This window comes from Kitasatospora sp. NPDC057518, assembly GCF_042802075.1.
In the GTDB taxonomy this organism is placed as follows: domain Bacteria; phylum Actinomycetota; class Actinomycetes; order Streptomycetales; family Streptomycetaceae; genus Kitasatospora.
This window is the reverse complement of sequence record NZ_JBHVEU010000254.1, coordinates 1-12,950: the sequence shown is the minus strand read 5'-3', so window position 1 is coordinate 12,950 and position 12,950 is coordinate 1. Positions and strand designations below refer to the sequence as shown.

Here is a 12,950-nt window from a genome sequence, read left to right as displayed (position 1 = left end):
GGCAGCCTCCCCCCGCGAGGCTGCCCCGGACCGGTGGGGGCCGGGAGCGGGTGCGGACCGACGACGGGTGATCGATCGGGGTCCGAACGGTTCCACCGACGGGTGGACCGCACCGGCCAGAGAACTCTGCACGATGACCACATGGATGTTCGAGCGTCTCCGGGGGTTGTGAGACACTTCCGTCCGTCTCAGCGCCATGACCTGGGGTTTGGGACGCCAGGCCGATCAGGTTGGAGAAGCGGAGACGCCGAACGGCCCGGACCGGGACCCTGCCGCTCCCCCGTTCCCCGCCCCCCGTTTCTCGAGTTTGGAGCGCCGCCGTGGGTTCCGCCTGGAAGCAGCTGCCCGACGAGCTGCCCGAGCCCGCCAGACGCCTGGCGGAGGAGCTCCGGGCCGTCAAGGACGCCGCCGGACTGTCGCTGTCCGAACTGGCCGCCCGCACCCACTACAGCCGGGCCTCCTGGGAGCGCTGGCTCAACGGCAAGCGGGTCGTCACCGAGCAGGCGCTGGACGCGCTGGCCGGGGCGGTCGAGTGCGACGGGGCCGCGCTGCGGGCGCTGTGGCGGCGGGCGGTGGCCGGGCCGGAGGCCGTCGCTGACGGGCCCTCGGGCGCCGAGGATGCCGCCGTGGAGGAGCCCGCCGTAGCGGAGCCCGCCGCCGAGGAGGCGCCGGTGGCCGGGCCCGCCCCCGCCGTCTGGTGGCGGCGCCCGGCGGCGCTGGTCTCCGGTGCGGCCGCGCTGGCGCTGCTGCTGGTGCTGGTGGGCCTGCGGATCAGCCGGCACGACGGGCAGGCCGCGGCGGCCGACCGGCCCGCCGTGACGACCGGTGCCTCCGCCGCTCCCAAGCCCGGGCCCACCGCCTCGGCCTGTCAGGCCGTCGGCTGCGCGCACAAGGACCCGAAGACCACCGGCTGCGGCAAGGACGCCCGGACCCTGCAGACCCAGGTGGTCGGCAAGGTGGTCGTCTACCTCCGGTACAGCCAGACCTGCCGGGCCGCCTGGGCGGCCATCACCGAGGGCCAGCCGAAGGACTACGCGACGATCACCGACGGCACCGGCGAGAGCGAGACGGCGCTCATCCACTGGGGCTACGACAACTACTCGGCGATGCTGGACGCGGCGGACCCGACCGTCACCTTCCAGGTCTGCGGCTACCAGCCGGCCGGCCACGACTGCACCGCGGTCGTCTCCGACCTGGCCATGGTGGTGGCCTCCACCCCGATCCCGATCGGGCCCGCCTCTCCCCCGCCGGGCACCGGCGCGGGCGCCTCCACGACCCCGGCCCCGGCCACACCGGCCGACCCCGCTCCGACCGACCCGTCGGCGCCGACCGCGTCGCCGAGTCCGTCCTAGGGTCCGGGCTCAGTCGAGGTACCCGCGCAGCTGCTCGGCGCAGGCGTGGTCGCGGAGCTTGACCAGGGTCTTCGACTCGATCTGGCGGATCCGCTCCCGCGTCACGCCGAACACCGCGCCGATCTCCTCCAGCGTGCGCGGGCGGCCGTCGTCCAGCCCGTAGCGGAGCTGGACGACCTGGCGCTCCCGATCCCCCAGGGTGGCCAGGACGGCCTCCAGGTGCTGGCGCAGCAGCAGGAAGGTCGCGGACTCGGCGGGCGAGGCGGCGTCGGCGTCCTCGATCAGGTCCCCGAGCGCGACGTCGTCCTCCTCGCCGACCGGGGTGTGCAGCGAGATCGGCTCCTGGGCCAGCCGGAGCAGCTCGCGCACCCGCTCCTCGGTCAGCTCCAGGGCGGCGGCGATCTCGGCCGCGGTCGGTTCCAGGCCGCGCTCCTGGAGCAGGCCGCGCTTCGCCCGGACCACCCGGTTGATCAGCTCGACCACGTGCACCGGCACCCGGATCGTCCGGGCCTGGTCGGCCAGGGCCCGGCTCATCGCCTGCCGGATCCACCAGGTCGCGTACGTGGAGAACTTGAAACCGCGGGTGTAGTCGAACTTCTCCACCGCCCGGATCAGGCCCAGGTTGCCCTCCTGGACCAGGTCCAGCAGGGTCAGCCCGCGCCCGACGTAGCGCTTGGCGACGGAGACGACCAGCCGCAGGTTCGCCTCGATCAGCCGGCGCTTGGCGATCCGGCCCCGCACCACCAGGGTGTCCAGCTCGCCGCCCAGCGGGTCGGGCGGCGGCGGGTCGCCGTTCAGCCGCTCCTCGGCGAAGACGCCGGCCTCCACCCGGCGGGCCAGCTCGACCTCCTCCTCGGCGGTGAGCAGGCGGATCCGGCCGATCTCGCGCAGGTACTGGCGCAGCAGGTCGGCGGCCGGCCCGGTGTCGTCGGCGGGCCCGCGGCGCTCGTCCGGGTCCTCGGCGTCGGCCCGCGCCCCGGACCCGGCTTCGAGGTCCGGACTGTCCGGATGGCCCTCCGGCAGGCCCTGGGCGGGGATCCGGGCACCGTCCGGGGGCACCGCCCCGGCCCGGCCGTGGTGGGTGTCCTGCTCCCCGTCCGGTTCGGCGGGGTTCGCTCTCGTACTGGTGGTGGTCGCTGCGACGACGCCTTGCTCCACGGGCATCCCCTCGGGGCGGGCGCGACTCTGGCGGACCCGCGCAGTACGGAGGTGGGACGCCCTCCAGTGTGCGGTACGCCACGCTCCGTGGCCGAGACTCGTGCGCCGACTTTCTGCGCGCGGGTTCGGGCGCCGGGTCCGGACGCCGCGTCCGGGCGGCGGGTGCCGAGGGGCGCGCTACAGCGCCGCCGCGCCCTGGCTGCGCAGCTGCTGCCCGTACTGCTGGAGCTGCCACAGCTCGGTCTGCACCGCGTGCAGCTGCTCGGCCTCGGCCCGGGGGCCGAGCCGCTGGAGGTAGCCGCGGACCTCGGTGATCCGCCGGTCCACCGCCAGCAGGCGCAGCTTGACCAGGAACTCCCCCGCGTAGATCGCGTCCGCCTTGCGGCGCGAGCGGACCGGCTCGACGGTCAGCTCGGTGACCAGCGAGCGCACCTGGTCGTCCGGGGCCGCCTCGCGCACCGCGCTGGTGAAGTCGGGCAGGGTCGCCCCGTACGCGGCGCCGCCGGCCTTGGCGACGGCCTGCCGGACGGCGGTGTACGGCGGGGTCGGGAACTCGTCCTCGCCGTAGTGGTCGAAGGCCGGGCTGACCAGGTCCGGGTGCTGGAGCGCCAGCTTGAGCAGCTCCCGCTCGACGAACTGGGCCGGGTCGCGCGGGTTGAGCCGGTAGGCGGGCTGCGCGGCGCGCTGCGGCTGGGCCGGCTCGGGGCGGCGCTGGGCGGCCGCGCCGCGCGGGTTCTGCTGGCGCTCGCGGTCCCAGCGGGCCAGCTGGGAGATCCGGCGGACGACGAACTGCTCGTCCAGGATGCCGAGCATGCCGGCCAGGCGGACGGCGTACTCGTGCTGGATCGAGCGGTCCTTGATCTTGGCGACGATCGGGGCCGCCTCCTCCAGCGCCGCCGAGCGCCCCTCCGGGGTGTCCACCCGGTGCCGGGCGACCGCCGAGGTCAGCGCGAACTCGAACAGCGGGACCGGGTTGTCGATCAGGTGCTTGACCGCCTCGTCGCCCTGGGCCAGGCGCAGCTCGCACGGGTCCATGCCGCCCGGGCTGACCGCGATGGAGGTCTTGGCGGCGAACTTCTGGTCGTCCTCGAAGGCGCGCAGGGCGGCCTTCTGCCCGGCCGCGTCGCCGTCGAAGGTGAAGACGGTCTCGCCCCGGTACTGCGAGGTGTCCATCAGCAGCCGTCGGATGATCTTGATGTGGTCCTCGGCGAAGGCGGTGCCGCAGGTGGCCACCGCCGAGGTGACCCCGGCCAGGTGGCAGGCCATCACGTCGGTGTAGCCCTCGACCACCACCGCGCGGCCCGACTTGGCGATCTCCTTCTTCGCCAGGTCGATCCCGTACAGCACGTGGGACTTCTTGTAGATCGGCGTCTCGGGGGTGTTCAGGTACTTCGGGCCGTTGTCGTCCTCGCGCAGGCGGCGGGCGCCGAAGCCGACCACCTCGCCCGCGATGTCCCGGATCGGCCAGACCAGCCGGCCCCGGAAGCGGTCGATCAGACCGCCGCGCTGGCCCTGCGAGGCGAGGCCGCCGAGCAGGATCTCCTTGTCGGTGAAGCCCTTGCCGCGCAGGTAGCGGACCAGGTGCTCCCAGCCCGCGGGGGCGTAGCCGACGCCGAAGGTCTTGGCGGCCTCCTCGTCGAAGCCGCGCTCGGCCAGGAAGCGGCGCCCGATCTCCGCCTCCGGCGAGGCCAGCTGCTCCTGGTACCAGGCGGCGGCCACCTTGTGCGCCTCGACCAGCCGGGTGCGCTCGCCCTGCTGGTGGCGGGGGCTGTAGCCGCCCTCCTCGTAGCGCAGGGTGATGCCGGCCTGGGCGGCCATCCGCTCGACGGCCTCGGCGAAGGTGAAGTGCTCGATCTTCATCAGGAAGGCGATGGTGTCGCCGTTCTCCTGGCAGCCGAAGCAGTGGAAGACGCCCTTGGCGGGGTTCACGTAGAAGGAGGCGGACTTCTCGTCGTGGAAGGGGCAGACGCCCTTGTACTCGCCACCGCCACCGTTGGTCAGCTGTACGTAGTCGCCGACCACCGCGTCGATCGGCAGTGCGCTGCGCACCGCCTGTACGTCTTCGTCCCTGATCCGCCCGGCCACCCCGGAAGTCTACTGGGGCGGCGGGGCATTCCGGCCGCGCCGAGGGCTCGGCCCCGGTCGGGGCACGGCCGCACCGGAGCCGTCGCGGCCGCGCCCGGCGGCTACGCCCAGGCGGCGCCGACGAGTTTGGCGTGCAGGGCCAGGGCGGAGGCGTCCGTGAGGGTGGCGATCTGGTCGACGACCGTGCGCAGGGCGGCGCGGTCGTCCTCGGCCTCGTGGTACATCGCGGCGAACACCGGGTCCAGCCCGTCGGGGGCGCGCTGGGTGAGGACGTACGCCAGCTCGGCGATCACGATCCGCTGCCGGGCCCGCAACTGGGCCTGCTCGTCGCGCTGCATCACGAAGCGGACGGCGACCGCCTTGAGCACCGCGCACTCCAGCCGGACGTCCCTCGGCACCACCAGCTCGGCGGCGTAGCGGGTGAGCCGGCCGGGGCCGTAGCGGGCGCGGGTGGCCTGCTCGGCGGCCAGGCAGAAGCGGCCGATCAGCTGGCTGGTGAGGTCCTTGAGCCCGGCCCGGGCCCGGGCGGTGCCGTCGTAGGAGCGGGGCCACCACTCCTGGGCGAGCAGCCGGTCCAGGGCGGCGGCCAGCTCCTCCGGCTCGGCGTCCGGGGCGTAGCGCTCGGCGACCTTGAAGAGTTCGGCCCGCTCGCCGGGGGCGCGCAGCACGGCCGGGTCGATGTGGCCGGCCTGGAGGCCGTCCTCGACGTCGTGGGTGGAGTAGGCCACGTCGTCGGACCAGTCCATCACGGTGGCCTCGAAGCACTTGCGCCCGGCCGGGGAGCCGGCCCGCAGCCAGCGGAAGACCGGCAGGTCGTCGGCGTAGACGCCGTACTTGGAGGAGGCCGGGTCGGTGGGGTGGGCGCCCTTGGTCCACGGGTACTTGCCGGCGGCGTCGAGCGCGGCCCGGCTCAGGTTGAGGCCGACGCTGCGGCCCGGCCAGGGGGCGAGCCGGACGGCCGGCTGCTCCCCCTCGGGCGCGAAGCGCTTGGGTTCGAGCCGGGTCAGGATGCGCAGCGACTGGGCGTTGCCCTCGAAGCCGCCGCAGGCCTCGGCGGCCTGGTCGAGGGCCTCCTCGCCGGTGTGGCCGAACGGCGGGTGGCCGATGTCGTGGGCCAGGCAGGCGGTCTCCACGAGGTCCGGGTCACAGCCCAGGGCGGCGCCCAACTCCCGCCCGACCTGGGCGCATTCGAGGGAGTGGGTGAGGCGGGTGCGCGGGAAGTCGCTGCGCATCGGGGCGACCACCTGGGTGGTGCCGGCCAGCCGGCGCAGCGCCGCCGAGTGCAGCACCCGGGCGCGGTCCCGCTGGAAGGCCGTACGGCCCGGGCGCTTGTCGGGTTCGGGGACCCAGCGGGCCTCGGCGGCGTGGTCGTACGTGATCGGGGCGGCGAGGCGGTGCGTGGTGTCGTCCATATGTCCTTCACCGTACGCCGCGCCCCCGACACGCGGGGTGTGCCGCGCACGAAGGGGTGCGGGCCGGGGCGTGAACGGTGCGCGGCGCGCGGGTGCCCGCCCCGGTGGGTCCGCCCCACCCGGCCGGCGCACCCCTCGTGCCCCCTCCGTCCCGCGCCCCGGCGCGGGCGTCCTCAGCCCTTGATCGCCTTCAGGACCACCCCGGACATCGCCTCCTGCCCCTTGGCGTTGGGGTGGATCGGCGCCGACCCCTGGGCCGGGAGCGGCGGCTCCACCCAGCGCTTGTCCTCCCCCGCGCACATGTCGTGCCCGGCCGAGGGCCCGGCGAGGTCGACGAACACCGCGCCGGCCGCGTCCGCGCGCTTCTTGAGCATGCCGTTGAGCTGCTGCTGCTTCTCCACCAGGAAGGCGAGGTCGGAGGCGGCCACCGCGTTGCCCAGCACCGGCAGGCAGTTCGCCGGGTCGGCCGGGAGCAGCCCCGGGTAGCCGATCACGTACACCTTGGCCTTCGGGGAGCGCTTCTTGACGTCCTGGAGCACCTGGCCGATCCGGTCGCCGGCCGCGTCCACCTTGCGCTGGACCTCGTCGGTGCCGCTGCCGGCGGCGTAGTGGTCGCGGCAGGGCGAGTCGCTGATCCGGTCCGCGCTGTCGCTGATCACGCCCTTGACGATGTCCACCAGGTTGGCCTTGGCGCACTCCGTCACGACCTCGATGAAGCCGGCGTCGTTGCCGCCGATCCCCAGGGTGACCAGCCGGGTGTCCGCGGTGAGCGCGTCCAGCTGGGCCGGGTTGGTGCCGTCGGCGACCTTCTGCGGGCCGGTCAGGTCCCCGGTGCGGGCGCCGCTGCAGCTGACGTCCTTGAACTGGTCGGCGGCGAGCGAGAGCCCCTTCGCCACCAGGGACGGGTAGTTGGCCCCGGAGCGGTGGCAGGCGCCCGGCTCGCCGACCTGCGGGGAGATCTTCATCCCCGCGGTGTACGAGTCGCCGAGCGCGACGTACGGGCCGGTGGGCGGCGGGGCGGCGGTCGGCGACGCGGCCGCGCCGGCCCGCGCGCGGTCGGACGCCGCGCCCGCGGCGCCGCCCGTCCCGCTGTCCGAGCCGGTGTTGTCGGTGCAGCCGGCCAGCAGCGCTGCGGCCAGTCCGACGGTCAGGGCGATGGTCGGGCGTACGGTCCTCGGCATGGTCTCCCCCCGGGGATACGGTTCACGGTCGGCTCCTTGCGGCGGCCCGTCCCCCGGGCACATCAGGGGCCAACGAACGGTCCCGGCCGATGACTCCCGCCCCGGCCGAATCGCCTTCCGGCGGGCCCGAACCGGCCGGAAACCGACCCCGGGGCCGTCCGGGCACCGGCTTCCGACCGCTTCCGCGCGCCCTCTCCGGCCGGCGCACCACGAAACCGCGTGCGCGTCGGCCGCTCCGCGTCGACTACTCCGCGCCGCGCTCGTGCTCGGCCAGGAACTGCTCGAAGCGCCGCCCCAGTTCGTCCGCCGAGGGCAGGTCCACCGGCTCGGCCAGCAGGCTCTCCCGGCCCTCCGCGCCCGCCACGGCGTCGTACTGGCCCTCCATGCCGCGGATCGCCGAGCGCAACTCGCCGTCCCCCTGGGCCAGCTGCTCCTCGATGTCGGCGTAGACCTCGGAGACCTGCTCGCGCAGCCCGGTGCCGGGCAGCACCAGCCCGGTGGCGGACTGCACCGCCTCCAGGACCTGCACGGCCGCCGCCGGGTAGGCGGAGCGGGCCACGTAGTGCGGGACGTGCACGGCGAAGCCCAGGACGTCGCACCCGGCCTCGGCCAGGCGGTACTCCACCAGCGCCTGGGCGCTGCCCGGCACCTGCGCCTGCTCGAACCACTGCGGGTAGCCCGGGGCGAGGTCCAGCCGGTTGCCGTGCGGCGTCATGCCGACCGGGCGGGTGTGCGGCACGCCCATCGGGATGCCGTGGAAGTCGATCGAGAGCCGGACCTCGAAGCGCTCCACCAGCTCGCGGACGGCGCGCGCGAAGCGCTCCCACTCGACGTCCGGCTCGGGGCCGCTGAGCAGCAGGAACGGCGCGCCGGCGGCGTCGTGGACGAGCTGGAGCAGGATCTCCGGGGGGTCGTAGGACGTCCAGTGGTCGTGGTCGAAGACCATCGCCGGGCGGCGGGCCCGGTAGTCCACCAGACGGTCGTGGTCGAAGCGGGCCACGACCTGCGGCGAGCCCGTCTCCAGCAGGTGGGCCACCACCTGGCCGCCGGCCTCCCCGGCGTCCATGAAGCCCTCGTAGTGCTGCAGCAGCACGAGGCCGGCACCGGTGTCGCGCAACTGCTCGTTGGCCGCGGCGACGGCGGCCACGCCCTGCTGATCCAGCTCGTACAACGCCTGGAAGTCACGCACCGCGCACCCAACCCCGTTCCCTGCTCGTTCCGGTCGACCGGCTTCTCGTCCTCTGCAGCGTGCCGGGCGCCGCCGGAATTCCCGCCCCGGCCCCGCCCCGCCCCCGCCCCGTGGACGGACACGTCCACGGGGCCGCGCCGGGGCCGTTCCGGAGCCGCTCCACGGCCGCTCCGGTACCCGTCCGACGGCTCCCCGGGGGGCGCGCCCGACGGCCTCGGCCGACCGCTCCGGACCATGATCGCACCCGACCGAAGAGCCCCTGGTCACGGCCCTGGTAGCGCCCCCGCGGGAGGCCCGTCCGCGGGGCCCCGGAACGGCCCGCGCGGCCATTCGCGTGCCGCGAAGTGACGCACCGCCTTCTGGCGGGTATCGTCCTCTCGCTGCCTCGCATCGTCGCGTCGTCGCCACGTCGTCCGTAACGCCGTCGGCCACGTCCCGGTCCGTTGCTCGGCCAGCCCCACGACGCATCTTGCCTTCACCTGGCCGCCCGCTTCCCTTCGCGCTCTCGTCTCCTCTTCGGCCATTTCGCGGACGCACACTGTCCCCTCGCTGTTCCCGCCGGACCGGTCCGAGGACCCGTGTCCGTTCCGGCACCCCCGCGCCGCCCGCTCCGGGCCGCCGCCCCCACCCCGTTCGACCGGACCTCCGGCGTGCGCGGGTACCCGGCGGACGGACCCGGGCCCAGGCGTACCCATGTCCAGCGCACCCCGTGCCGTACCCCGGCCCGGGAGGCTCCCTCCGACCGATGAAGGACAGAAGGTTCCGTGCCCGTACCTGTCACCCTCACCGGCCGCACCGTGCGGCTGGAGCCCCTCGCCGCGCACCATGCCGAGGCCATCGCCGAGGCCGGCGCCGAGGACCGTACGACCTACGCCTTCACCCCCGTCCCGCACGGCCTGGAAGCCGCCCGCGACTACGTCGCGCGGGCGCTCGCCGACCAGGCCGCGGGACGGTCGCTGCCGTTCGCGACGGTGAACGTCGCCGACGGCCGGGTCGTCGGCTCCACCCGCTTCCTGGAACTCGACTACTGGCAGGGCCCGATGGTGTGGCCGCCCGTGCCCGGCGTCCCGTTCGGCGATCCGGCCACGGCCGTCCCGGACGCGGCCGAGATCGGCAACAGCTGGCTCTCGCCGCGCGCCCAGGGCACCGGCATCAACACCGAGGCCAAGCTGCTGATGCTGCGCCACGCCTTCGAGACCTGGGGCGTTCAGCGGATCTCGATGCGCGCGGACGCCCGCAACATGCGCTCGCGCGCCGCCATCGAGCGGCTCGGCGCGACCTCCGAGGGCGTCCGCCGGGCGCACTCGCGCGGGCTGGACGGGGTGGTGCGCTCCACCGCGTTCTACTCGATCCTCGACGACGAGTGGCCGGCCGTCCGCGACATCATCGAGCTGCGGATCGCCGCCGCCACCTCGCCGAGCGCCCCGGATCCGGCGATCAACCAGGAGTGCCTTAGACAGGGCGGCAGCGGCGCCGGGCAGCTGATGATCACGGTCTGAGGCCGGCCCGGAGCGGCTCGTAGCCGAGGCGCGCCAAGCCCAGGACGGCCGGCAGGGTCGTGCGGTCGTCCCAGGCCCGGTGGCGTCCCGGGTGCGCCTCGACCAGCGCCTCCACCGGCCGCCAGCCGCCCCGCACCCGGGCCACCCGGACCCGGTAGACCTCCGCGCCGCCCACGCCGCGGTGCAGGTGCAGCACGCCCTCGGAAACGACGGACACCCAGCGCTCGTCCATGTCCCGGGCCCGCAGGCCGCGCCTGATCCGCTCCCAGTCGGCGTCCGACCAGAGCAGGTCCGGCACCGGGTACGGGCGGGGCAGGCGGATCGGCGTCAGGTGCGGCTCCCCGGCCGCGCGGACGCCGCCCGGCTCCGGGAACGCCCACGCGGGCAGCGGCTCCCGGGCGGCCAGCCAGGCCCGCGGGATGCCTCCGGTGCCGGTGTGCGCCGCCACCACTCCCCCGGTGATGGCGGCGACGGTGTCCATGTCGCCGCCGGCCGCGACCGCCTCCCACACGGCGGTGCGGTAGTCGGCCAGGTTCCGGGCGGCGCACCACAGGGCGTACGGGACGGTGTCGGCCGCGGAGGTCCGGCTGCCGTTGCCGAGCACCTGCGCGGCGAGCCGGAAGTCCGGCCGGGCGAGCAGCCCGCGGGCCTCCTCCAGGCCGTCCCTGACCGCCCCGTTCGGGGTGAGGTCGGCGACCGCCGCCAGGAAGGCCTCCGGCGTCGTGGCCTCCGCCCGCGCCCGCGCCCGCACCGCGTACGCGGCCGCCACCGCGACCGCGATCGCGCCGTCCACGGCCTGCGGGTGGGTGTGGGTGATGACGGCGGTGTCGGCGGCGGGCCGGACGACGGCGGCCGGGTCCTCGGCGTACGCGGCCCCCAGCGGGGCGACCCGCATCGCGGCGCCGTTGCCGTACGAGCCCTGGCCGTCGAAGAGTTCGGCGGCCAGCCGCCGGGCGTCGCCGCCCTCGCGGACCAGCCGGAGCAGCCGGTTGGCGGCCGGGCCGTAGCCGCGGTCGAAGTCGTGGCGGAGGGCGAAGGCGTGGGTGAGGTCGAAGGTGTCGATCGCGCCGCGCTCGGTGTGGGCGGCGTGGACCGAGCAGGCCATCTCGGTGTCGTCGGTCCAGGGCCAGGGACCGGGCGGTTCGGTGCGGGCGGCGAGGTGGGCCCGGGCGGTTTCCGGGACGAACATCTGGGCGCCGAGGGCGTCGCCCACGGAGAGGCCGTTGAGGGAGTCCAGCGCGGGGCCGGTGTGCGTGGATGGAATGGTCATATGCCCTCCAGCTCAGCGGGTTGACCGCCGTCCCGTCAACACCCGTGGCCGGCGTCCCCACCGACGGGGGATGTTTCGCATACCTCCGATTCCGGCGGGCAGGCACCGGGGCATGACCCGCGCGAACCCCCTCGACCCGGTCGCCCTGCTCGGCGCCGACCAGCAGCACATCGCCACCCGGGCGCAGCTGCGCCGGCTCGGGGTGCCCTCCGGCACCATCGCCCACCGGCTGCGGCCGGGCGGGCCCTGGCAACAGGTCCTGCCCCGGGTGATCTGCCTCCAGAGCGGCCGGTTGACGTTCCACCAGAAGCTGCGGGCCGCGCTGGCGTACGCGACACCGAAGGGCCGCGACCCGCGGGCCGGGGAGGTGCTGCTGACCGGCTTCGCGGTGCTGGCCGAGGCCGGGCTGCCGAGCGCCGGGCACCCGTCCGACCTGAACGCGGTCGACATCCTGATCCCTACTCAACGGCGGGTCGGGGACAGGGAGTTCGTCCGGATCCACCGGGCCTCCGGGGCGATGCCGGGCGGCTTCGAGCGGGACGACGGGCTGTGGAGCACCACCGTCGCCCGGGCGCTGGCCGACCTCGCGCCGGGGGAGACCGGGCAGCGCCGGTTCCGGGCGCTGTGCGCGGAGGCCGTCCAGCGGCGGCACTGCGAACTCGGCGAGCTGCTCGACCAGTTGCTGTCCCGCCCGGGTGCGCTCGGACTGCCCCAGGTGGCCCGGGTGGTGGAGGACCTGACGGTCGGGGTGCGGTCGGTGGTGGAGGGCGAGGCCCGCGAACTGCTGGCGCACGCGGGGCTGCCGGAGCCGCTGTGGAACCCGGTGCTCTTCCTGGACGGCCGCTTCCTCGCCGTCCCGGACGCCTACTGGCCGCACGCCTGCGTGGCCCTGGAGATCGACTCCCGCGCCTGGCACCTGCGCCCCGCCGAGCACGAACGGGGCCTCGCCCGCGCCAACCGCCTCACCGCCGCCGGCCTCCCGGTGGTCCGCACCACCCCGGTCCAGCTCCGCCGCGACCCGGCCCCGGTGCTCCACGAGCTCACCGCCCTGGTCACCACCGGCCCGCACGCCCCCCACCCCCGCGTCACCTGGCGCCGGGCCCGGTGAGGGGCGCGGCGAGGGCTGCCGAGGCCCGGCTCAGCAGCGGGAGTCGATCTCCTGGAAGGTGGCGTAGTGGTCGGCGGACCAGTACTGCTCGCCGGAGTCGCCGGTCACCACGCGGCGGGTGCCGCGGTCGTTGGAGCCGGGGGTGACGACGGTGTACTCGTGGTAGTAGCCGCCGGACTTCTTGGGGAGGCGGCTCTCGCGGTTCTCGAAGACGATGCCGTCGCGGTTGTACGGGTAGGGGCCGCCCTTGGCGATCAGGCCGAGGGTGTCCTGGGCCTGGCTGGGGAGCTTGGTGCGGCAGACGTCGGCCATGGCCGGGTCGGTCGGGACCCAGGTGCCGGCCGCGGCGGGGGTGGTGCCGGCGCCCCCGGCGGGCGGGCTCGGCTTGGGGGCCGAGGGCTTGGGCGCCGTGGCCCCGGACGTCGTGGCACCGGCGGCCGCGCTCGTGGTGGCGCTCGCGGCGGCCTTGGGGTGGCCGCTCCCCTGGTTGGCGAGGAGGTACCCGGCCCCGGCCAGGACCGCCAGGATCAGCACGGCCACGGCCACGAGCGGGTTTCTGCGGTTGGTCATGCGGTCCAGCTTGGCAGGCGGCCGGGCCGGGCCGGGCCAGCTACACACGTGGCCGCCGCCACACCGGCCGGTGCGCCGGCCCGTACGCGGACGTACGGCCGGGCGGGAACGGACGCCGTTGTCCGT

General features: G+C 75.3%; 10 protein-coding genes. 3 read left to right on the top strand and 7 right to left on the bottom strand.

Features of this window, described 5'->3' with window-relative positions:
• The first annotated feature begins 320 nt into the window (after positions 1 to 320).
• Entirely contained in the window at positions 321 to 1,352 is a 1,032-nt protein-coding gene (locus ACFU7Z_RS24540) for a DUF2690 domain-containing protein (protein ID WP_380779637.1), read from the top strand.
• Between the two features lie 9 nt (positions 1,353 to 1,361).
• Here the strand turns inward: ACFU7Z_RS24540 and ACFU7Z_RS24535 are convergent, their stop codons facing one another.
• The 5 genes from ACFU7Z_RS24535 to ACFU7Z_RS24515 all read right to left on the bottom strand — a co-directional run bounded on the left by ACFU7Z_RS24535 (position 1,362) and on the right by ACFU7Z_RS24515 (position 8,377).
• The gene (locus ACFU7Z_RS24535; RefSeq protein WP_380779635.1) at positions 1,362 to 2,516 is read right to left on the bottom strand and encodes an RNA polymerase sigma factor; all 1,155 of its coding nucleotides are present in this window, start codon (positions 2,514 to 2,516) and stop codon (positions 1,362 to 1,364) included.
• A 171-nt stretch (positions 2,517 to 2,687) separates the two neighbouring features.
• Positions 2,688 to 4,595, bottom strand: a complete 1,908-nt coding sequence (gene dnaG, locus ACFU7Z_RS24530; RefSeq protein WP_380779633.1) for a DNA primase — start codon at positions 4,593 to 4,595, stop codon at positions 2,688 to 2,690.
• 101 nt (positions 4,596 to 4,696) lie between these two features.
• The gene (locus ACFU7Z_RS24525; RefSeq protein WP_049650217.1) at positions 4,697 to 6,007 is read right to left on the bottom strand and encodes a deoxyguanosinetriphosphate triphosphohydrolase; all 1,311 of its coding nucleotides are present in this window, start codon (positions 6,005 to 6,007) and stop codon (positions 4,697 to 4,699) included.
• A gap of 173 nt (positions 6,008 to 6,180) precedes the next feature.
• Complete coding sequence (locus ACFU7Z_RS24520; protein ID WP_380779631.1) at positions 6,181 to 7,188, bottom strand: SGNH/GDSL hydrolase family protein; 1,008 nt, start codon at positions 7,186 to 7,188, stop codon at positions 6,181 to 6,183.
• 244 nt (positions 7,189 to 7,432) lie between these two features.
• The gene (locus ACFU7Z_RS24515) at positions 7,433 to 8,377 is read right to left on the bottom strand and encodes a PAC2 family protein (protein ID WP_117487697.1); all 945 of its coding nucleotides are present in this window, start codon (positions 8,375 to 8,377) and stop codon (positions 7,433 to 7,435) included.
• Positions 8,378 to 9,141: 764 nt separating this feature from the next.
• On the opposite strand from ACFU7Z_RS24515, the gene ACFU7Z_RS24510 reads away from it, so the two are divergent.
• On the top strand, positions 9,142 to 9,876 hold the full coding sequence (locus ACFU7Z_RS24510; protein WP_049650219.1) for a GNAT family N-acetyltransferase: 735 nt from the start codon (positions 9,142 to 9,144) through the stop codon (positions 9,874 to 9,876).
• On the opposite strand, the gene ACFU7Z_RS24505 is transcribed toward ACFU7Z_RS24510, so the two are convergent.
• A complete protein-coding gene (locus tag ACFU7Z_RS24505; RefSeq protein ID WP_380779629.1) occupies positions 9,866 to 11,146 on the bottom strand; it encodes an ADP-ribosylglycohydrolase family protein in 1,281 nt (426 codons plus the stop codon). The genes ACFU7Z_RS24510 and ACFU7Z_RS24505 overlap by 11 nt on opposite strands.
• A 112-nt stretch (positions 11,147 to 11,258) precedes the next feature.
• Here ACFU7Z_RS24505 and ACFU7Z_RS24500 point away from each other — a divergent pair, with 112 nt between their 5' ends.
• Complete coding sequence (locus ACFU7Z_RS24500; protein ID WP_380779627.1) at positions 11,259 to 12,254, top strand: hypothetical protein; 996 nt, start codon at positions 11,259 to 11,261, stop codon at positions 12,252 to 12,254.
• A gap of 30 nt (positions 12,255 to 12,284) precedes the next feature.
• Here ACFU7Z_RS24500 and ACFU7Z_RS24495 read toward each other — a convergent pair whose 3' ends face one another.
• Positions 12,285 to 12,824, bottom strand: coding sequence for a ribonuclease (locus ACFU7Z_RS24495; protein ID WP_053111988.1), 540 nt, complete (start codon positions 12,822 to 12,824; stop codon positions 12,285 to 12,287).
• Positions 12,825 to 12,950 lie beyond the last annotated feature (126 nt).

What these genes read in the sequence shown, in the direction of transcription:
- ACFU7Z_RS24535 (WP_380779635.1), bottom strand. Translation starts at nt 2,516, where the DNA reads ATGCCCGTGGAGCAAGGCGTCGTCGCAGCGACCACCACCAGTACGAGA.
- ACFU7Z_RS24525 (WP_049650217.1), bottom strand. Translation starts at nt 6,007, where the DNA reads ATGGACGACACCACGCACCGCCTCGCCGCCCCGATCACGTACGACCAC.
- ACFU7Z_RS24520 (WP_380779631.1), bottom strand. Translation starts at nt 7,188, where the DNA reads ATGCCGAGGACCGTACGCCCGACCATCGCCCTGACCGTCGGACTGGCC.
- ACFU7Z_RS24505 (WP_380779629.1), bottom strand. Translation starts at nt 11,146, where the DNA reads ATGACCATTCCATCCACGCACACCGGCCCCGCGCTGGACTCCCTCAAC.
- ACFU7Z_RS24500 (WP_380779627.1), top strand. Translation starts at nt 11,259, where the DNA reads ATGACCCGCGCGAACCCCCTCGACCCGGTCGCCCTGCTCGGCGCCGAC.
- ACFU7Z_RS24495 (WP_053111988.1), bottom strand. Translation starts at nt 12,824, where the DNA reads ATGACCAACCGCAGAAACCCGCTCGTGGCCGTGGCCGTGCTGATCCTG.